Source organism: Amycolatopsis sp. NPDC031561 (genome assembly GCF_055580625.1).
The window spans coordinates 512,904-531,193 of the sequence record NZ_JBVILA010000003.1; the positions used below are offsets into that span (position 1 = coordinate 512,904).

The following is an 18,290-nucleotide window of genomic DNA, read 5'->3' on the forward strand; positions in this document are numbered from 1 at the left end:
ACACGCTGGCCGCAGCGGACCGTCAGCGGCACAGCACGATCACCACGACCGAGGCCGCCGCGGCCAGCAGGAGCCCGATCAACCCGAACGAGAGCGGCCGCTTGCGCCACGGCGTGTTGGCGTCCAGCGCGATCCGCCCCGAGCCCGCGAGCAGGACGGTCAGCGAAGCGGCGCCCAGCAGGAGCTCGAACTCGAAGCCCTGCCCTTCCTTCTGGAAGAACCCTCCACTGAACTTCACGAACACGATGTTCGCGCAGACCCCGAGCAGCGCGGCCGCGCCGACCGGGGTGAACAGGCCCACCAGCACGAGCGCGCCGCCGAGTACCTCGCTGATCCCGGTGATCCACGAGAGCAGCGTGGTCTGGCTGGTGTAGCCGAGGTTGCCGAGCACCCTGGCGAAGCCGCCGACCCCGGGCCCGCCGAAGGCGCCGAAGAGGTGCTGGAGCCCGTGCGCGCCCATGGTCACGCCGAGCACCACTCGCAGGACGAGCAGACCGAGATCGATCCCGCCCCTGGTCTCCGCCGGGCCGGGGCCGCCGTCGGAGTCGGCCACGTCCGAGATCATGCTGGTCTGGTAGTCATCGCTCACGCGCGAAGGGTAGGCGAAAGAAGCCCGTCAGGCGACACAGCGGTTCAGAACAGGGTCGCGGGCTCGACCGGCTCGGGCTCGGGCAGCGGGTCGAGGCCGGGCACCAGGGCGCGCACCTCGTCGTGGAACCGACGGGCGAGCGCGGGGGCGTCGTCGTTGTCGGGGGTGTGCACGAAGACCGTCGGCGACCGGCCCGCGCGCAGCCACTCGGCGACCACCTCGGTCCACGGCCGCCATCCCTCGACGGTCTCCTCGGTCGCGTCCCGGCCCAGATAGCGGACGATCGGCCGGTCGGTCAGCGCCCGTGTCCGCCGCGGCAGCCGGGGTTTCTTGGCCCAGGCGTCCTGTTCGGCCTCGCTGACCGGCGGGCTCCGGAAGAAGACCGTGGTGTCGAACGGCACCCACTCGGCGTCCGCGTCGGTGAGCGCCCGTTCCAGCAGCGACGTCGAGCGGGCGTCGGAGTGGAACTCGGGGTGCCGCACCTCGACGGCACGCCGGAGGCCGGCGGGGAGCCTGCGCAGGAACCGGCCGAGGGTGTCGACGTCCGAGGGGCCGAACGAGGCGGGCAACTGGGTCCACAGGACCGCCCGTTCACCGAGGGGTTCGATCGCGTCCAGGAACGCCCGCATCTCGGTTTCGACCCCGGCGAGTCGTCGTTCGTGCGTGACGACCTTGGGCAGCTTGACCACGAACCGGAAGCCGGGGCCGGTCTGCCGCGCCCACGTTTCGACGGTGTCCCGCGCGGGGGTCGCGTAGAAGGTGGTGTTGCCCTCGACGGCGTTGCACCAGCCGGCGTAGGCCCGCAGGCGCTCCCCTGCGGGCAGCGACCGCGCCAGGAACCGCCCGGCCCACGCCTTGTGCGTCCACATCGCACAGCCGACATGCAGTGTCGCCATGATGCTCAGTATTCGCCGTGGACCAGGTTGTTCGGCAGCTCTCCGCTCAGATAGTGGCTCAGTTCCCTGGCCACCACCGCGTAGGCGCGCTGCCGCCTCCCGCTCACCGCGCCCGCGACGTGCGGCGTCAGCAGCAGCCCCGGCACGTCCCACAGCGGATGTTCCCCGGGCAACGGCTCGGGATCGGTGACGTCGAGGGCGGCGCGCAACCGTCCCGACGCGAGTTCCGCGACGAGCGCGTCGGTGACGACGACCGGTCCCCGCGAAACGTTGACGAGGATCGCCCCGTCCGGCATCGCGGCCAGGAACTCCGCGTCGACCAGACCCTGGGTGTGCTGGGTGAGCGGCACCATCAGGACCGTGATGTCGTGGTCGGGCAACAGGCCGGGGAGTTCACCGACGCCGTGCACGCCCTCGCGAGCGGTGGCGCCGACCATCGTGCAGCGCACGTCGAACGTGTCCAGCCGCCGTCGCAGATGCCTGCCGAGGTCACCGGCACCGATGACGAGGGCCCGCTTGCCCTGCAGGGTGTCGGTGGTCCGGCGGGCCCAGTGTTTCCGCCGCAGGCCGTCGGCGAAACCGTCGAGACCGCGGTAGATCGCCAAGAGGACCGCGACGACCCATTCGGCCGAGCTTCCGCCGTGCGCGCCTCGGCAGGTCGAGAGCAGGACACCGTCCGGCACCTTGCCGATCCAGTCCTCGGCCCCCGCCACCAGCAACTGCACGAGTTTGACGTTCGGCAGTTCGCGCCACAGCTCCTCGCTGGGCTGGTCGCCGGTCACGAGGACCTCGGCCACGGCGGCTTCGGCGGGCACCGGCTCTCCCCGGCGGTACACCACCGGGCGCACGCCCTCGATCTCCGAAAGCGCGGCCACTCCCTCTTCGTCGGGCACGAGCACGGTTACCGTCATGATCGCCACGGTATCGAGTGCCGCTTACCCGTGGCTCACGCACGCCCACCTAGGCTGGCCCCGTGCGTACCCGGTACCGGCGGAAATGGACCGCGCCGCTGGCTCTGCTGGCCTGCGGCTCGCTGCTGCTCTCCGGCTGCGCCGACTTCGACAACACGGCGGCCGGGCAGAAGTTCACCCCGGTCAACCCGCCGTCCCCCGAATCCCCGCCGCAGGTCGGGCCCGGCGGTGACGCGGGCGATTCCGGCCCCGGCGGCCCCGGCGGCCGAGGGAACGGGCAGAACCAGACGCCGACGCCGGTTCCGCCGCCGCAGGGCTGCAAGGACTTCGACAAGGCCGTCATCGCGACCTGCCTGGACACCGTCGCGGCCGTGGCCGCGATCCCCGGCGACGGCACCGCGCCCAGCGCGCTCGCGGGCGAACGCAAGAGCGGACGCATTCTGCTCGCCGCCGCGGGGAAGGACCCGGCCGCCTGGGCCACCATCCCCGTGGACGGCTCCGGCGACGGCGGCCTCACCTCGCTCGCCCTCTCCCCCGGATTCGCCGAAGACCAGCTCGTCTTCGCCTACATCACCACCCCGACGGACAACCGGCTCGTCCGGCTGGCGAAGGGCCAGGCGCCGAAACCGGTGCTGACCGGCATCCCCAAGGGCGCCTCCGGCAACCGCGGCGCGATCGGCACCGACGGCAAGGGCGCGCTCCTGGTCGCCACCGGCGACGCGGGCAACCCCGGACTCGCCGCCGATCCGGTGTCGCTGGCCGGGAAGGTGCTGCGGGTCGACACCTCCGGCAAACCCGCGCCGGGCAATCCCACCGCGGGTTCGGCGGTCTTCTCCACCGGCGTGCACTCCCCCGGCGCGATCTGCCGCGACCAGGCCGGTTCGCGCATTTGGCTGACGGACAGGCTGGCGGACAAGGACGTCCTCCACCGGCTTCGCGCGGGACAGCCCCTGACCACCCCGGCCTGGAGCTGGCCGGACAAGCCCGGCGTCGCGGGATGCGCGGACTTCGTCGCCGCCTCCGGCTATCTGGCCGTGGCGACGTCGATCGCGGGCAACCTGCAGAATCTGCCGGTCACCCCGGACGGCGCGGTGACCGGCAAGCCCAACGTCACGCTGGACGGCAAGACCGGCAAGCCCCCGAAGACCTTCGGCCGCCTGTCCTCGATGAGCATGATCAACCCGCAGATAGCGCTGGTCGGCACCATCAACAAGGACGGCGGCTCGCCGGTTTCGAGCGACGACCGCCTCGTCATCATCACCCCGGTGGCCAGCGCCGGCGGGAGCGGCAAGGACTAGGACGCCGCCCGGCGCGGAGTTCCCGCGACGATGAGCGCGCTGACCGCGAGCAGGGGCAGCGCCCAGAGCGCCGTGGTGAGGTAGCCGTTCCGGGTGGGGAGCAGCGCGCCGTCCGGAGTGGTCGCGGCGAGCAGGAAGCCCGCGAGCGCGCTGCCGACACTCATCCCCATGCTGCGGGCGATCTGGTTGATCGAGAGCACGCTGGCGGTTTCTTCCCGCGGCACGCCGACGAGGACGAGCTTGGGCATCACCGCGAAGACACCTCCGACGGCGAAGCCGAGGACGGCGATCGCGGCGAGGACGAGGAAGAGCGACTCGTCGCCGACGGCGAACAACAGGGCACCGGCCATGGCGATCACGACCGAGAGCGCGTACGTCCACCGTTCGGTGATGCGCGCGCTGAGCCGCGGTACCGCTTTGCCCGCGGCGAATCCGAGCAGTGAGAACGGGATCAGGGCCGCACCCGCGGCGACACCGGGGAGCGCGAATCCGTAGCGGGCGTCGCCGGGCGTCTGCACGTAACGGGTGAACAGACTGAACAGCAGGTACAAACCGGCCCCGGCCACGAGTATCGCCAGGTTCGCGCGGAGGATCGGCCCCTGGCCGAGCAGCCGAAGGTCCACCAGCGGCGCCTTGGTGCGCAGTTCGAGGAACGCCCACACCGCCAGCACCGCGGCGGAACCGGCGAGAAGGCCACCGGCCAGCCACGCGTTCGCCCAGATCGACGGGGCGGCGATGACCAGAAGGACCCCGAGAGTGCCGAGAGCGAGGAGCAGCGCACCGAGGACGTCGATCCGGGGCAGCTCGCCGGGCTCCTCGGCGGGCAGGATCCGCCAGGCGATGACCAGTGCGACTGCGGACAGCAGGAATCCGAGTCCGTACGCGGCACGCAGGCCCGCGAGCTGGTCGAGAAGGCTGATCAGGGGGTAGCCGACGCCGATGCCCACGGTCGACGCGACCGAGATCGCGGCGATCGTCGACACCGAGCGCTCGGCAGGCAGGTGAGCGCGGGCGACGCTCATCAACAGCGCCCCGGCCGCGACCGCGAGCCCTTGCAGAGCTCGCCCGATCAGCAACGCCGCGAACGGCAGCGGGAGCACCGTCAGCAGCCCGCCCACCATGACCAGGGCCAGAGTGGCCAGGATCGTGACGCGGCGGTACGGCCCGCCGCCGAGCCTGCCCAGCACCGGGCCCGCGATCGCGCCGCTGAACAGCGTCACCGTCAACGTCCACTGCGCGGCGTCCAGGGACACGTGCATCCCCGTGGCGACCGGCGTGATGAGAGGCGCCCCGACGCTGCCGATCACCGCTCCCGACAACGCCGTGCAGACCAGCGCCACGCTCAGCCCGCCGTCCACGCGGGTGGTCACCGGTTCGCCTCGGTGGTGATGTGCGCGAACAGCTCCGGCCGGATCCGGGTGCGAACGCCCTCGGCCCAGTCCTCGCCGACCTGGTCGACGTCCATCGCGGCGCCGGTGTTCAGCAGCATCCCGAAGGCGAGGAACGTCTTCACGGTCACCGGTTCGAGTCCGGTGCCGTCCTCGGCCGTGTCCCACATCCGGGCGAAACACGACCGCACCACGTCCCGCACCTCCGGGTCGCCACAAGCGGCGAAGCCCTGGAGCTGCAACAACAACCCGGTCCGATCGGCCAGCAGGTCGAAGTACTGGGCGCCCATCGCCGAGAGCGCGTCCAGGCCGGTCTTCCCCTCGCCCGCGTTTCGCATCCCGTCGCTGACGCGCGCGAAAGCGGCCTGGACCAGCTCCAGGAACAGGGCCTTCTTCGTCCCGAAGATCCGGAAGACATACGCCTGGGTGATCCCGGCCGCCCTCGCGATCGCCTCCGTCGACGCCCCGTGCAACCCGTGTTCCGCGAACTCCTTCGCCGCGATGGCCAGCACCTGGGCGCGCCGGTCGGTTCCGCTCATCCGTTCAGCCATGAGAGTGAGGTTACTGGTTACTAACCACTAACTTAAGTGAGGTGTGGGTCCAGGGGGTCGGGGGGGGGGGGGGGGGGGGGGGGGGGGAGAAAAAAAACCCCCCCCCCCCCCCCCACGACCAACCCGCCCCACCACGCCACTCTCGCCCCGCCCCTCGCCCTATCCCCCGGCTCAGCGTGACGGCCGCGGATAGGACGGCGGCGTGAAGCGCACGAACGACGGCGCCATGGCCTTCTCCTCGCCGGTTTCGCTGAACAGCTCCGGGACCAGCCGGTAGCCGGGGCCGAGCGCGGTCGCGGCGGCGGTGAGCCGTCGCGGTCCGGTGTCCGACCAGCGCCCACTGTCCACCCGGGACAGCAGGGTGCGCAGCAGGACGATCTCCTCGGCGGCGTTGAACGAGCAGTGACCGCCCCGGCTCACGTAGGTCTGCCGCAACCGGGCGGGATCACCGTTGCGCCGGACCTGGTCGCCGTACCATCGGGCCTGGCCGGGTACCGCGCCGCCGTCGCCGGTGGTGTGCACGGTCAGCACCGGCGACGGCGTGGTGCCACGTGCCACGGTGTAGTGGCGCAGGTAGGCCTCCGCCTTCGGGTCCGCAGAGATCCGCGGAGCGGCGGCGAGCCGGTCCAGGTCGGCTTCCAGGTCCGCACCGCCCACCCGGTAGGCGTGCCGGACGAGGTCGAGCCCTGCGGACCGGGCGAGCATGCGCCGGTAGTCGATCCCTGTGTTCGACGACGGGTTGCCGCCCGCGCGGCGCTCGATCTCGGGGCGCGCGGCCGGTCCGTAGCCGAACAAGTAGGCCCCGGTGACCCACATCGCCTGCTGGGCGAGCCGGTCCGACAGCGCGGCGGGCTCCGGCTGATGCGCGAAGGCCCAGCCCGGGATGTCGCCGAGCGCACCGGCGAGCGCGATCCGGGCGCGGCCCCGCTCCGTCTTCTGGGCTTCGGCCACGATGGCTCCGAGCGCGTCCTGGGCCGCCTGCGGATCGCGGGGCCGGACCAGGTCGATGTCCGCGTCCGGCGCCAGCAGGGTCTTGAGCGCGAACAGCATGTCCAGCGCGCTGTTCCAGGTCCCGTTCGCGTCGTACTCGCCGCATTGCGTCAGAACGCCGTCGAAACGACCGGGATTGTTCTCGGCCAGCTTCAAGGAGATCACGGCTCCCATGGACATCCCGCTGGTGATCGTCCGCCGCGGTGCGCCCACGTTGGCCTTGAACCAGTCCAGCAGCGCGACCTGATCGGTCAGCGCCTCCTCGATCGCGTGCCCGAACACGCCTTCGTAGTTCGACGCGGCGAGCGCGTAGCCCTGGTCGAGCAGCCAGGTCTCGGTCTCGGGTCTGGTGGCCAGCGCGATCCGCGCCGGCTTCCATTCCTCCACGTAGAGCCCGTGGCTGTAGAGCACCAGCGTGCCGTTCCACCGTTTCGGCACTTTGACCAGGAAGTCCGCGCCGTCGATCGTTCCTTCGTACACGTGACGGCGCCCCTCGGCCGACGCCGGGACGGCGGTGACCAGCGCGCCGAGAAGCAGCGTGACGAGCACGGTGACGAGTGTCCTGCGTGAGTGGGTCATACCGGCCAAAATAGGTGACCAAATGGTCACATGTAAATCCGGTACTCCGCGCGCCACCCGCACATGCCATAACCGTCCTTTGTGGACGGATTTGCGACTCGGACGCCGGACTCCTCGAGATGGCTGGCGTCACCGTTCGCGAGTGCCTCCAGGTGCTCCCCGGTCCGCTCGGCGGCGGCCAGCGCACCGGCCCGCCAGCGCGGGATCCAGGCGCCGGCCTTCGGCGCGATCAACGCGGCGGCCGCGCGATGGAAGTCCCTCAGCGGGCCGGGATCTCCCGCGGCGAGGGCGTCGCGGATCGGCAGGTAGCCCTCGATCGCGAGGTCGCGACGCCGTCGTGCCGAGTCGTCGTCCGCGGGCATCGCGGCGGCCGCGGCGTAGGCGTCCGGGTCGGCGAGGATCGGCGGCGGGAAGGTGAGGACGGCGTCACCCGCTTCGGGCAGCCCGCCGTTCTGCATGAGCACGGTGATCCGCAATCCGCCGCGCTGCACCATCCGATGCACCGTCCCGGGCGCGAACCACGCGATGACCCCGGCTTCGAGTTCGGTTTCGCGGTATCCGTCGACGCTGAGCGTCTGCACCGCGCCGCGTCCTCCGGTGACGACATAGGCCTCGGTGCAGGCAAGGTGCAGATGCGGGCCGCCACCGCACACCCCGTCCGAGGCCTCCCATTCGTAGGCCCGCAGATGGGAAAGACCGATACCGCCGGGAAGCGGGAACACGGGACCTCCTCGGAAATCGCGGGTTTCCGGCCGGTATCCGCTGAGTGACTACTTACGGGCGCGGACGTCGAAGAAGGCGACGACGACGGAGACGACAGCGGCCATCAGGCCGAGGTAACGGCCGAGGCCCGCCCCGATCTCGATACCCGCCGCGGAAAGGATCCCCCGCTGGTCGGCGTCGAACTGCCAGTCGAGGGTGACCCAGCCGAGCACCATCAGCAGCAGGGCGCCGATGGCCACCATCAGCCACAGATGCGGCAAGCCCGCGCGGCGGACGGCTTCGACACGGCCGAACAGCACGACGGCGAGACCGGGCAGGAACAGGAGGAAGACCGGCCCCCAGGCGAGGAAGCCGGAGCGCCACGCGTCACGCGTGACGTCGTTGGCGGGCAACGACGTCAGCACGTCCTCGATCTCCGGGCGCGACGCGGTCAGCGTCGTCCACGGGAGGAACAAGGTCACCAGCGCGAGCAGCCCGGCCGCGAGGCCGAGCCACTCACGCCAGGTGACCTTCTTGGAAACGAGTTCAGGCACCGACTCGCTCGACGATCAGTTCGCGCACGCGCTTGGCGTCGGCCTGGCCCTTGGTTGCCTTCATGACCGCGCCGACGATCGCCCCGGCCGCGGCCACCTTGCCACCGCGGATCTTCTCGGCGATGTCCGGCTGCGCGGCCAGTGCCTCGTCGACGGCCGCGATCAGCGCCGAGTCGTCGGAGACGACCTTCAGGCCGCGCTTCTCGACGACCTCGGACGGCGAACCCTCGCCTGCCAGGACGCCCTGCACGACCTCCTTGGCCAGCTTGTTGGTCAGCTCACCGGCCTTGACCAGCCCGATGACCTCGGCCAGCTGCGCCGGAGAGATCGCCAGCTCGGCGAGTTCGATCTCGCGGGAGTTGGCCTCCTGCGCCAGCGTGTTGACCCACCAGCTGCGGGCCTCGTCCGGCGTCGCGCCCGCCGCGACGGTCGCGGCGACCAGGTCGACCGCGCCGACGTTGAGCAGGTCGCGCAGCGCCTCGTCGGTCAGGTTCCACTCGCGCTGGATACGCTTGCGGCGCTCCGACGGCATCTCCGGCAGCGTCTTGCGCAGCTCCTCGACCCACTCGCGCGACGGCGCGATCGGGACCAGGTCGGGCTCCGGGAAGTACCGGTAGTCCTCGGCGGTCTCCTTGGTGCGGCCGGGCGACGTGGTGCCGTCGGCCTCCTGGAAGTGCCGCGTCTCCTGCTTGATCGAGCCGCCCTCGGCGAGGATCGCCGCCTGACGGGTCATCTCGTAGCGCACGGCGCGCTCGACGCTGCGCAGCGAGTTGACGTTCTTGGTCTCGGTGCGCGTGCCGAACTCGGTCGCGTCCTTGGCCATCAGCGAGACGTTCGCGTCGCAGCGCAGGGAACCCTGGTCCATGCGGACGTCGGAGACGTCCAGCGCGCTCAGCAGATCCCGCAGCGCGCTCACGTACGCCCGCGCGACCTCGGGAGCGCGCTCACCGGTGTGCTCGATCGTCTTGGTGACGATCTCGATCAGCGGCACACCGGCGCGGTTGTAGTCGAGCAGCGAGTGCTCGGCGCCGTGGATGCGACCGGTGGCGCCACCGACGTGCAGCGACTTGCCGGTGTCCTCCTCCATGTGCGCGCGCTCGATCTCCACGCGGACGACCTCGCCGTCGTCCAGCGTCACGTCGAGGTAGCCGTTGAAGGCGATCGGCTCGTCGTACTGCGACGTCTGGAAGTTCTTCGGCATGTCCGGGTAGAAGTAGTTCTTCCGGGCGAACCGGCACCATTCGGCGATCTCGCAGTTGAGCGCGAGGCCGATGCGGATCGCGCCTTCGATCGCCTTGGCGTTCACGACCGGCAGCGCGCCGGGCATGCCGAGACAGGTCGGGCAGACCTTGGTGTTCGGCTCGCCGCCGAACTCGTTGGCGCAGCCGCAGAACATCTTGGTGTTCGTGTTCAGCTCGACGTGCACCTCGAGGCCCAGGACCGGGTCGAACCGCTCGATGACGTCGGCGTAGTCCATGAGTTCCACCACGGCGGTCACTTCTTTCCTCCCAGTTCCGGAACCTGGTGCACCAGCGAACCGCCGTTGGCGGCGTCACGCGCGACCTCGTAGGCGGCGCCGACGCGGTACAGCCTGTCGTCGGCCATCGCGGGGGCCATGATCTGCAGGCCGACCGGCAGGCCGTCCTCGTGCGACAGTCCACTCGGGACGCTCATCGCCGCGTTGCCCGCGAGGTTCGACGGGATGGTGCAGAGGTCCGCGAGGTACATCGCCATCGGGTCGTCGACGCGCTCGCCGATCTTGAACGCGGTGGTCGGCGTGGTCGGCGAGACCAGCACGTCCACCTTTTCGTACGCGGCTTCGAAGTCACGCGTGATGAGCGTGCGGACCTTCTGCGCCGAGCCGTAGTAGGCGTCGTAGTAGCCCGACGACAGCGCGTACGTGCCGAGCATGATGCGGCGCTTGACCTCGGGGCCGAAGCCCTTCTCGCGGGTGAGCGACATGACCTCTTCGGCGCTGTGCGCGCCGTCGTCGGACACGCGCAGGCCGTAGCGCATGGCGTCGAACCGGGCGAGGTTCGACGAGCACTCGCTCGGCGCGATCAGGTAGTACGCGGGCAGCGCGTAGGTGAAGTTGGGGCACGAGACCTCGACGACCTCGGCACCGAGCGCGCGCAGCTGCTCGACGGCGGCCTCGAAGGACCGCAGGACGCCGGGCTGGTAGCCGTCGCCCGCGAATTCCTTCACCACGCCGACGCGGACGCCCTTGAGGTCACCGGTCAGGCCCTGGCGGGCCGCGGCGACCACCGGCGGGACCGGCGCGTCGATCGAGGTCGAGTCCATCGGGTCGTAGCCGGCGATGACCTCGTGCAGCAGGGCGGCGTCGAGCACCGTCCGCGCGCAGGGACCGGCCTGGTCCAGCGACGACGAGAAGGCGACGAGACCGTAGCGGGAGACACCGCCGTACGTCGGCTTCACGCCGACGGTGCCGGTGACCGCGCCGGGCTGGCGGATCGAGCCACCGGTGTCGGTGCCGATCGCGATCGCGGCCTCGAACGCCGCGATGGACGCCGACGAGCCACCGCCGGAGCCGCCCGGGATGCGGGCGTGGTCCCACGGGTTGTGCGTCGGGCCGAACGCGGAGTTCTCCGTGGAGGAGCCCATCGCGAACTCGTCCATGTTGGTCTTGCCGAGCACCACGACACCGGCCTCGCGCAGCTTGCGCGTCACGGTGGCGTCGTACGGCGGGATCCAGTTCTCCAGGGTCTTCGAACCGACCGTGGTCGGGATGCCCTTGGTGGTCAGCACGTCCTTGAGCGCCAGCGGCACCCCGGCGAGCGGCGACTTCGGCGCCCTGCCCTCGGCGACGTCGGCGTCCACCGCGCGGGCCGCGTCGAGCGCGCCCTCGGTGTCCACGTGCAGGAACGCGTGGATGTGGTCGTCGACCTCGGCGATCCGGTCCAGGTGGGCCTGGGCGACCTCGACCGCCGAGACCTCACGGGCCTGGATCTTGTCCGCCAGTTCGGCGGCGGTCAGCTTGATGAGTTCGGTCACTGCTCTTCTCCCAGAATCCGCGGCACCCGGAAACGACCCTCTTCGGCGGCCGGCGCGCCGGCCAGTGCCTGCTGCTGGGTCAGCCCCGGTCGGACCGTGTCCTCACGGAAAACGTTGGTCAGCGGCACGGCGTGCGACGTGGGCGGGACATCCTCGCCTGCGACCTCGCTCACCTTGGCCACCGAGTCCAGGATCTGGTCGAGCTGGCCTGCGAAGACGTCCAGCTCCTCTTCGGTGACGGCAAGCCTGGCCAGCTTGGCGAGGTGTGCGACCTCGTCGCGGGAAATGTTGGGCACGCGGGTGACTCCCGGGGTGTGCTGTGCGGGTTCAGTCGGAAGCTGCAAGTCTATGGTGGCGGCGTCGGCGTACTCGACTGGGTTATGCCGCGGCCTGCACTCCCACGTCGGGTAAGGAGTGCCTGGTTCGTTATCCCGTGCCCCGGACGTCGGGTCCCATTACCTCGTCCGGTCTGTCACAATCGGCGCCCGGCGTAGCGCGTTCCACGGCGAGGCTGGAACGCCTGAGGCGAGAGGGGCGCGTGTGTCGTTCCTGATCCGGGTCCAATTACCGGACACCCCGGGTACCCTCGGCGCGGTCGCCACCGCGCTCGGCACCGTCGGCGCCGACATCCTGAGCGTGGACGTGGTCGAACGAAGCGGCGGTGTCGCCATCGACGACCTCGTCGTCGAAATCCCCTCCGGCAGGCTTCCGGACGCGCTGATCACCGCCGCCGAAAGCGTCGACGGTGTCGAGGTCGACGCCGTCCGCCCGTACGCCGGGGTGCTGGACACCCATCGCGAACTCGAACTGGTCGAGGAGATCGCCGCGAAGCCCGCTTCGGGGCTGGAGATCCTCGCCGAAGGTGTGCCGAGGATCATCCGGGCGGGCTGGGCGGTCGTCGTCGAGCACTCGGAGTCCGGCGCGCTGCGGCTGGCTTCCTCGAACGCGGCCCCTGAGACGCCGATCACCGACCTGCCGTGGCTGCCGCTGGAACGCGCCACCATCCTCGACGCCGAGGAGGCGTGGGTCCCGGAGACGTGGAAGGAACTGGGCACGGAACTCGCGGCGACGCCGCTGGGGAAGCCGGGGAAGGCGCTGTTGGTCGCGCGGCCCGGCGGGCCGAACTTCCGTGCCGCCGAGGTGGCGCGGCTGGCTCACTTCGCGGGGATCGTGGCCGTCGTCCTGGACAGCTGATCACTCCCTGACGCGTGTAATGAACGGGACTTTCATTGCAAATTTTGCAATGAAAGTCCCGTTCATTACACGGGCGGACGGCTAGGTGAGCTCCAAGCGGTAAGCGACCAAGGTCACTCCGGGATGCGGCTCCCAGTCCCGCTCCGGCAGCCGCACGAAGCCGAGCCGCTCGTAGAGCCGGTGTGCCCGCGTCATCGTGTCCAGGCTGCACAGCACCACCCGCGCCGCGGCCAGTTCCCGCGCCCGCGCGATGACGGCCCTGGTCAGCGCCTCGCCGACACCGCGCCCGGTGGCCGTGGGCCGCACACCGAGCATCCGGAACTCCAGTTCGCCTTCGCGCGACAGCTCGGCGAACGGCGTCCCCGGCCGCGCGATGGTGACCGTGCCGACCAGCGTGCCGTCACCGTCGACCGCGACCAGGAGCTCGGCCTGCTCGGCCCGTTTGGCGGCGTCGACGAGTTCGGCCGCGTAGCCCACGCCGTCGACGAGGCTCCGCTCGGCGGAGTACGCGGCCAGGGTGAGCTCCCCGACGGCCTCCAGTTCGGCGTCACGGGCGGGCCGGATCTCCAGGTCACTCACCGCTGTCCTCCTCATCGGCAGACGCATCGGCCGGCAGCGCGAGTTCCGCGGCTGCCTCGGGGCCGCTTTCGAGCAGCACCCGGAAGCCGTTCTCGTCGAGCACCGGCACCTTCAGCTGGACGGCCTTGTCGTACTTCGTCCCCGGCGCGTCCCCGACGACGACGAACGCCGTCTTCTTCGACACCGAACCGGCGGCCTTCCCGCCGCGGGCCATGATGAACTCCTTGGCCTCGTCACGGGAGTAGTCGTTCAGTGAACCGGTGACGACGATCGACAGGCCTTCGAGGTTGCGCGGGATGGACTCGTCGCGCTCCTCCTCCATCCGCACGCCCGCCGCACGCCACTTTTCGACGATTTCGCGGTGCCAGTCGACCTCGAACCACTCTTTCGCGGCCTTCACGATGGTCGGGCCGACCCCGTCGACGCCGGCGAGCTCCTCTTCGGAGGCGTTCTCGATCCGTTCCAGCGAACCGAATTCCCGCGCGAGCGCCTGCGCCGCCGTCGGGCCGACGTGCCGGATCGAGAGCCCGACGATGACCTTCCACAGTGGACGGTCCTTGACGGTTTCGAGGTTGTCCAGCAGTTTGCGCCCGTTGGCCGACAGCTCCCCCGCCTTGGTGCGGAACAGGTCGACTTCGAGCAGTTTCTCCTCGTCCAGGTCGAAGATGTCGCCTTCGTCGTGCACGACACCGGCGTCCAGCAGCGCCACCGCGGCCTCGTACCCGACCACCTCGATGTCGAAGACGTTCCGGCTCGCCAGGTGGAACAGCCGCTCCCGCCGCTGCGCCGGGCAGAACTGGGCGTTCGGGCAACGGATGTCGATGTCGCCCTCCTTCTGGTACGCCAGTTCGGTGTCGCAGTTGGGGCAGCGCAACGGCATGACGAACTCGCGCTCCTCGCCGGTGCGCGCGTCGGCGACCGGGCCGAGCACCTCGGGGATGACGTCGCCCGCCTTGCGGATGACGACCTTGTCCCCGATCAGCACGCCCTTGCGTTTGACCTCTTCCTGGTTGTGCAGCGTCGCCATCGCCACCGTGGACCCGGCCACCTTCACCGGCTCCATCACCGCGAACGGGGTGACCCGCCCGGTGCGGCCGACGTTGACCTGGATGTCCAGCAGGGTGGTGATCGCCTCTTCGGGCGGGTACTTGTAGGCGATCGCCCAGCGTGGCGCGCGTGACGTCGTCCCGAGACGGCGCTGGAGCCCGACCTCGTCGACCTTGATGACGACGCCGTCGATCTCGTGCTCGGCGTCGTGGCGGTGCTCGCCCCAGAACTTGATGTGCTCCAGCAGTTCCTCGCCGGTGGCGAGCACCTTGCTGTGCGGCGAGACCGGCAGGCCCCACGCGGCGAGCGCGTCGTACGCCTCGGACTGGCGCTTCGGCTCGAAGCCTTCGCGTTTCCCGAGCCCGTGGCAGATCAGGCGCAGGTTGCGGGACTTCGTGATCTTCGGATCCTTCTGCCGCAACGATCCGGCGGCGGTGTTGCGCGGGTTCGCGTACGGATCCTTGCCCGCCTCGACCATCTTCGCGTTGAGCGCCAGGAAGTCCTCGACGCGGAAGAACACCTCGCCGCGGACCTCGACCAGCGCGGGCACCGGAAACTCGTCGGTGCCCGTCAGGCGATCCGGTACCTGCTCCAGCGTGCGGACGTTGAGCGTGACGTCCTCGCCGGTGCGGCCGTCGCCCCTGGTCAGCGCGCGGGTCAGGCGGCCGTTCTCGTACAGCAGGTTGATCGCGAGCCCGTCGATCTTGAGCTCGGCGAGGTACTTCGTCGCGCCGATCTCCTTCTGGACCCGCTCGACCCAGGTCTCGAACTCTTCGCCGTCGAAGACGTTGTCCAGGCTGAGCATGCGCTCGAGGTGGTCGTGCGCGACGAACTCGGTCGAGAACGTGCCGCCGACGTTCTGCGTCGGCGACTCCGGCGTCACCAGCCCCGGGTGCTCGTCCTCGATGGCCTGGAGTTCGTTGAGCAGCGTGTCGAACTGGCCGTCGGACACGATCGGTGAATCCAGCACGTAGTACCGGAACTGGTGCCCGCGGATCTCCTCCGCCAGTTCGGCGTGCCTTTCTCGGACCTCGGCGGGGACCTCGGTGATGTCCTGCACTGGCTCGGGGTTTTCCGGAAGTTCGCTGCTCACGGGGGTAAGCCTAGTCGGGGGTACCGACAATTCCGGACGCCCTCGGGTCGAGTCGGGCGACCACTTCACGGAGCTCCAGAAGGGTCAGCTGTCCCTCCTGCGCCTCTGTCACCAGTTCGACCTTGCCCAGCCTTTCGGCCGCGACGCGCTCACCCAGCGTGGCGTCCAGCGGCAGGAAGGTCATGGTCGTCCGGGTCTCCGGCCGGAGCTCTTCGATCAGCGGATGGAACACGGTGACGTCCACCCGTCCGGCTGAATCGTCCACCTTCGCGGTCACCCGGACGTCGGCGAGCGCGATGCGGGTCTCGCCGAGGTTGACGGTGACCTCGGTCGGATCGGGGACCGGCGGCACGGAGTCGTGGTACTCCCAGATCGCGTCCTCCGGCGGCGCGGCGGCCTTCCACGCGTCGGTGTACGGGCGCAGTTCCGGATCCTCCTGGCCGGTGAGCACCAGCGAGTAGATCGCCCGGTGCCCACGATCGAGGGAGAAGTGCAGCCGCGGATGCAGCGCCTCGACGATGGTGCAGAGGTCGTGTTCCACGCGATGCGGCTCGCGATCGCCGAGCGCGGCGCTGACCTCCGGCAGGAGCGCGAACCACGCCTCCCAGAACGTCACCGCCGCGGCGGCCGCGTCCTCGGGGACCGGCTGCTCCGGCCACGCGGTGCGGGGGTCGGGAACGTCCTCGGGCTTACGGGAGCGGCGGAACAAACGCATGCGGGCACGCTACCGCGCCGGTCACCAGCCTTCAGGCGGTTCGACGAAAGCCTGGCCCGCCTCCCGGCCGAGCGTGAGCGCGCGGCGCATCCACTCGGGCGTGGCGCCCGCGAGACCGCACGCCGGGGTCGGCACGACACGTTCGGCGATGATCTCCCGGCGGAATCCGAGTCTGTCGACGAGTTTGAACACGGGGGTGACCACGTCACGCAGCACCACCGGCGCGCCGGGGTCGGTCGTGGGGACGAGCCCGAGCATCAGCGTCGTGCCGGAATCCAGCGTCTCGCCGATTTCGTCGAGCTGCATGGGCGAAGCGCCCTTCAACAGGGTGAAGTCGAAGGCGATCGCTTTCGCGCCGGCGGCGCGCAGCAACGAGATCGGCGGTTTCTCGGCGCAGCAGTGCACCACGACCGGCTGCCCGGTGATGCGCTCCGCCCCGGAGATCACCGTCGACAGCAGGTCGCGGGCCTCCGGCGCGGGCACGGCGGAAACGGTGCCGTAGCCGGACGCGGTCGGAAGATCGCCGGCGAGGACCGCGGGCAGCGACGGTTCGTCGAACTGGAGCACCACGGGCGCGCCGACGCGCGACTTCAGTTCCGCGACGTGTTCGGCCAGGCCGTCCAGCAAGGACGCGGTGAAATCGCGCAGGGCGCCCCGATCGGTGAGGATCCGGTGCCCGCGCTGGAGTTCGATGTTCGCGGCGAGCGTCCACGGCCCCGCGACCTGGGCCTTGAACACCGGCGGCGCGGCGCCCGCCTTCTCCTTCGCCTCCTGGACGGCGTCGAGGTCCCAGTTCATCAGGTCGACGGCGCGGCGGTGGTCGTGCCCGGGACGGGCGGCGACGCGATAGCCGCTCGGCACCACCTCGACGGCGAGATCGACCAGCAGCGCGGCCGTCCGGCCGATCAGGTCGGCACCCACGCCGCGCGCGGGCAGTTCGGGCAGATAGGGGAATTCGGGCAGTTCGCCGAACACGATCGACGCGGCCTCGACCGGATCGGTGCCGGGCTGGGAACCGATCGCGGTCGCGGCGCCAGGAGGCCAAGGTCGTTCGTTCACACCCGGATTCTCCCCTTGGTCCCACTCGGCGGGGAGGCGGGGCACGCCGACGACACGGACATTCGCCGCAATTGCCGTCGGCGGGCCCGAAAAGGCGTCTCGCGCATTACGCTGACCTGCCATGACGAGCTCTCCACAGCCCGCCGGCTGGTACCCCGACCAGCAGAACCCCCGGGTGTACCGGTGGTGGGACGGACAGGCCTGGACGGCCAACACGCGGCCGTCCCACGACGCCGAGATGATCGAGCTGGACATCGAAGGCGCGCACGACCCGAACAAGATCCGGGCGCAGGTGGCGAAGGGGACCCAGGGCCGGGGCGGCGGGGCCACCGGCGGCGGGACCCTGTTCTCCGAACCCGTGCTGGTGGTCAACCAACGCGCGAAACTCATCGAGATGTCCAACGAGTTCGGGGTTTTCGACCAGAACGGCAACCGCCTCGGCGGCGTCGTGCAGGTCGGGCAGAGCACGTTGAAGAAGGCCATCCGGCTGCTGACGAATTACGACCAGTTCCTGACCCACCGCTTCGAAATCCGGGACGCGAACCACAGCACCGTGCTGAAGGTGACGCGACCGGCGAAGGTGTTCAAATCCCGCTTCCTGGTGACGAAGGCCGACGACTCCCCGATCGGGGAGATCGTGCAGGAGAACGTCTTCGGCAAGATCCGGCTGGGTTTCGTGGTCGACGGCCGTCGGGTCGGCGGGATCTTCGCGGAGAACTGGCGGGCGTGGAACTTCGTGATCAAGGACCACGCCGACGTCGAGATCGCGCGGATCACCAAGACCTGGGGCGGTTTCGTGAAGGCCGCGTTCACCACCGCCGACAACTACGTCGTCGAGATCCACCGGCCGCTGCGGGATCCGCTGGCGTCGATGGTGGTCGCGTCGGCGTTGACCATCGACACCGCGCTGAAGCAGGACGACGGCCGCTGACCCTCCGCGTTTCGCCTTTGGTGCCCCCAATGTGGCATTGGGGACGATGAACGTCCCCAATGCCACATTGGGGGCACCGTCCACCGGTAGGGCACCTATTACGGGCTTGGGGGGGGGGGGGGGGGGGGGGGGGGGGGGGGGGGGGGGGGGGGGGGGGGGGGGGGGGGGGGGGGGGGGGGGGGGGGGGGGGGGGGGGGGGGGG

Annotated in this window: 18 protein-coding genes; 3 read left to right on the forward strand and 15 right to left on the reverse strand. The window is 70.4% G+C overall.

Features of this window, described 5'->3' with window-relative positions:
• Positions 1-22 precede the first annotated feature (22 nt).
• The 3 genes from ACZ5IK_RS11480 to ACZ5IK_RS11490 form a co-directional block, all read right to left on the reverse strand.
• Entirely contained in the window at positions 23-565 is a 543-nt protein-coding gene (locus ACZ5IK_RS11480; protein WP_465487656.1) for a DoxX family protein, read from the reverse strand.
• A gap of 68 nt (positions 566-633) precedes the next feature.
• Positions 634-1,458, reverse strand: coding sequence for a DUF72 domain-containing protein (locus tag ACZ5IK_RS11485; RefSeq protein ID WP_465487657.1), 825 nt, complete (start codon positions 1,456-1,458; stop codon positions 634-636).
• 32 nt (positions 1,459-1,490) lie between these two features.
• Positions 1,491-2,396 carry a 2-hydroxyacid dehydrogenase gene (locus tag ACZ5IK_RS11490; protein ID WP_465487628.1) on the reverse strand — a complete coding sequence of 302 codons (906 nt, stop codon included), beginning with the start codon at positions 2,394-2,396 and terminating at the stop codon, positions 1,491-1,493.
• A 62-nt stretch (positions 2,397-2,458) separates the two neighbouring features.
• Between ACZ5IK_RS11490 and ACZ5IK_RS11495 the strand changes: the two genes are divergently transcribed.
• Positions 2,459-3,694 (forward strand): PQQ-dependent sugar dehydrogenase, encoded by a 1,236-nt coding sequence (locus tag ACZ5IK_RS11495; protein WP_465487629.1) that lies wholly within the window; start codon positions 2,459-2,461, stop codon positions 3,692-3,694.
• Here the strand turns inward: ACZ5IK_RS11495 and ACZ5IK_RS11500 are convergent.
• The 8 genes from ACZ5IK_RS11500 to gatC form a co-directional block, all read right to left on the reverse strand.
• Positions 3,691-5,064, reverse strand: coding sequence for an MFS transporter (locus ACZ5IK_RS11500; RefSeq protein ID WP_465487630.1), 1,374 nt, complete (start codon positions 5,062-5,064; stop codon positions 3,691-3,693). The genes ACZ5IK_RS11495 and ACZ5IK_RS11500 overlap by 4 nt on opposite strands.
• Positions 5,061-5,633: a TetR/AcrR family transcriptional regulator gene (locus ACZ5IK_RS11505; protein WP_465487631.1), complete on the reverse strand. Its 573-nt coding sequence runs from the start codon at positions 5,631-5,633 to the stop codon at positions 5,061-5,063. The genes ACZ5IK_RS11500 and ACZ5IK_RS11505 overlap by 4 nt, the downstream gene beginning before the upstream one ends.
• Before the next feature lie 171 nt (positions 5,634-5,804).
• Positions 5,805-7,202, reverse strand: a complete 1,398-nt coding sequence (locus ACZ5IK_RS11510) for a DUF6351 family protein (RefSeq protein ID WP_465487632.1) — start codon at positions 7,200-7,202, stop codon at positions 5,805-5,807.
• Positions 7,203-7,228: 26 nt separating this feature from the next.
• On the reverse strand, positions 7,229-7,924 hold the full coding sequence (locus ACZ5IK_RS11515) for a cupin (RefSeq protein WP_465487633.1): 696 nt from the start codon (positions 7,922-7,924) through the stop codon (positions 7,229-7,231).
• A 48-nt stretch (positions 7,925-7,972) separates the two neighbouring features.
• Positions 7,973-8,458, reverse strand: a complete 486-nt coding sequence (locus ACZ5IK_RS11520) for a hypothetical protein (RefSeq protein WP_465487634.1) — start codon at positions 8,456-8,458, stop codon at positions 7,973-7,975.
• Complete coding sequence (gatB, locus tag ACZ5IK_RS11525) at positions 8,451-9,956, reverse strand: Asp-tRNA(Asn)/Glu-tRNA(Gln) amidotransferase subunit GatB (RefSeq protein ID WP_465487635.1); 1,506 nt, start codon at positions 9,954-9,956, stop codon at positions 8,451-8,453. The genes ACZ5IK_RS11520 and gatB overlap by 8 nt, the downstream gene beginning before the upstream one ends.
• The gene (gatA, locus tag ACZ5IK_RS11530; protein WP_465487636.1) at positions 9,953-11,470 is read right to left on the reverse strand and encodes an Asp-tRNA(Asn)/Glu-tRNA(Gln) amidotransferase subunit GatA; all 1,518 of its coding nucleotides are present in this window, start codon (positions 11,468-11,470) and stop codon (positions 9,953-9,955) included. The genes gatB and gatA overlap by 4 nt, the downstream gene beginning before the upstream one ends.
• Positions 11,467-11,766, reverse strand: coding sequence for an Asp-tRNA(Asn)/Glu-tRNA(Gln) amidotransferase subunit GatC (gene gatC / locus ACZ5IK_RS11535; protein ID WP_101609968.1), 300 nt, complete (start codon positions 11,764-11,766; stop codon positions 11,467-11,469). Before gatC ends, gatA begins: the two co-directional genes overlap by 4 nt.
• A gap of 244 nt (positions 11,767-12,010) precedes the next feature.
• On the opposite strand from gatC, the gene ACZ5IK_RS11540 reads away from it, so the two are divergent.
• A complete protein-coding gene (locus tag ACZ5IK_RS11540) occupies positions 12,011-12,664 on the forward strand; it encodes an ACT domain-containing protein (RefSeq protein WP_465487637.1) in 654 nt (217 codons plus the stop codon).
• A gap of 81 nt (positions 12,665-12,745) precedes the next feature.
• On the opposite strand, the gene ACZ5IK_RS11545 is transcribed toward ACZ5IK_RS11540, so the two are convergent.
• Genes ACZ5IK_RS11545 through ACZ5IK_RS11560 form a run of 4 tightly spaced genes read right to left on the reverse strand, consistent with a single transcriptional unit; the run spans position 12,746 to position 17,157 of the window.
• A complete protein-coding gene (locus ACZ5IK_RS11545) occupies positions 12,746-13,243 on the reverse strand; it encodes a GNAT family N-acetyltransferase (RefSeq protein WP_465487638.1) in 498 nt (165 codons plus the stop codon).
• On the reverse strand, positions 13,236-15,383 hold the full coding sequence (gene ligA / locus ACZ5IK_RS11550; protein WP_465487639.1) for an NAD-dependent DNA ligase LigA: 2,148 nt from the start codon (positions 15,381-15,383) through the stop codon (positions 13,236-13,238). Before ligA ends, ACZ5IK_RS11545 begins: the two co-directional genes overlap by 8 nt.
• A 10-nt stretch (positions 15,384-15,393) precedes the next feature.
• Entirely contained in the window at positions 15,394-16,098 is a 705-nt protein-coding gene (locus ACZ5IK_RS11555) for a hypothetical protein (protein WP_101609974.1), read from the reverse strand.
• 21 nt (positions 16,099-16,119) lie between these two features.
• The gene (locus ACZ5IK_RS11560; protein WP_465487640.1) at positions 16,120-17,157 is read right to left on the reverse strand and encodes a methionine synthase; all 1,038 of its coding nucleotides are present in this window, start codon (positions 17,155-17,157) and stop codon (positions 16,120-16,122) included.
• 121 nt (positions 17,158-17,278) lie between these two features.
• Between ACZ5IK_RS11560 and ACZ5IK_RS11565 the strand changes: the two genes are divergently transcribed.
• A complete protein-coding gene (locus ACZ5IK_RS11565) occupies positions 17,279-18,088 on the forward strand; it encodes an LURP-one-related family protein (protein ID WP_465487641.1) in 810 nt (269 codons plus the stop codon).
• Positions 18,089-18,290: the final 202 nt, after the last annotated feature.